Origin of the sequence: Streptomyces candidus, assembly GCF_014207445.1 — a bacterium.
In the GTDB taxonomy this organism is placed as follows: Bacteria; Actinomycetota; Actinomycetes; order Streptomycetales; family Streptomycetaceae; genus Streptomyces; species Streptomyces candidus.
In genome coordinates this window covers 1-1,537 of sequence record NZ_JACHEM010000063.1, presented here as the reverse complement: position 1 = coordinate 1,537, position 1,537 = coordinate 1, and the positions used below count along the sequence as shown (strand labels likewise).

Below are 1,537 nucleotides of genomic sequence, written 5' to 3'. Positions count from 1 at the left end.
CGCAGCCCGGTCACGGTGTTGAGCCGGTTGCGCAGTTCGACCGCCGTGAGCGAGTCGAAGCCCAGCTCTCGGAAGGCACGCTCCGGGTTGACCGCGTTCGCATCCGCATGCCCCAGGACCAGCGCGACCTGCCCACGCACCAGGTCCAGCAACACCTCCTGCCGCTCCACGACCGTCAGCGCCGACAGCCGCTCCACCAGACCCGCAGCCACCCCGCCCGCCGCAGCAACCGCACGACGCGACCGCACCCGGACCAACGACCGCAACAGCACCGGAACATCACCCAGCGCCCGCAACACCGCAAGATCCAACCGCACCGGCGCCACCACAGCATCACCCGCAGCCAACGCCGCATCGAACAACGCCACACCCAACGCCACCGACAACCCCGGCACACCCGCACGAGCCATCCGCTCGGCATCAGCCTCCGCCAGAGTCCCGGTCATCCCACCGGACTGCTCCCACGGACCCCACGCCAACGACACACCCGGCAGACCCTCCGCCCGCCGACGCTCCATCAACGCATCCAAAAACGCATTGCCCGCCGCGTAATTACCCTGCCCCGCACTACCGAACATCGCCGCGACCGACGAGAACACCACAAACGCCGACAACCCAGCGTCACGCGTCAGCTCATGCAGATTCCACGCCGCATCCACCTTCGGCCGCAACACGGCATCCAGCCGCTCCGGCGTCAGCGAACCCACCACACCGTCGTCCAGCACACCCGCCGCATGAATCACCGCGGAAACGCTGTGCTGAGCGAGCAGAGCCGAGAGCGCACTCCGGTCAGAGACATCGCACGCCTCGACCACCGCCTCGGCACCCAGCTCCGACAGCTCACCCACCAACTCCTCGACGCCCTCGGCGCCCAGGCCCCGACGGCTGACCAGCAACAGACGGCGCACACCGTGCTCCGTCACCAGATGACGGGCCACCACCGCACCCAGACCACCCGTACCACCAGTGATCAGCACACGGCCATCACCACCCCACACCGGACTCACGTCCTGGTCCGCAGGCGCCCTGCGAACCAGCCGACCGACCAGAACACCACCGCCCCGCACGATCACCTGCGGCTCATCCACGCCCAACGCGATCAAAGGAAGCGTGACCGGCCCCGCCGGATCCAGATCCACCAGACCGAAACAACCCGGATTCTCCGACTGCGCCGACCGCACGAGGCCACGTGCGGCCGCCGCTGCCAGGTCATGGCCTTCCACCGCGCCCCGGGTCACGAAGATGAAGCGCGACTCCGCGAACCTTTCGTCCGACAGCCGCTCCTGGATCTGCTCCAGAACCCGATGCGTCAGCGACCGCGTCGCGTCCGCAGTGTCAGCGCCCCGCTCCCCCGCCACCGGGATCAGCACCACTGTCGGCATGACGGAGTCACGTGCAGTCAACGTTGCCGGGTTTGCGGCCTGTTCAAACTGTGCGCCCATGTCCCGAAGGGCGTCGGCCAGGCCGAACACGTCCTCGCCCACCACCGCCAAGCTCTGCGGCTCCCCTGCCGAGGACGCAGAAGCCGGCACCGGCA

At 68.6% G+C, this 1,537-nt stretch carries 1 protein-coding gene; it reads right to left on the bottom strand.

The features are described from left to right. On the bottom strand, positions 1–1,484 hold a 1,484-nt coding region (locus HNQ79_RS34700), incomplete at its 3' end, for a type I polyketide synthase (RefSeq protein ID WP_311772338.1). Between the last annotated feature and the right edge of the window lie 53 nt (positions 1,485–1,537).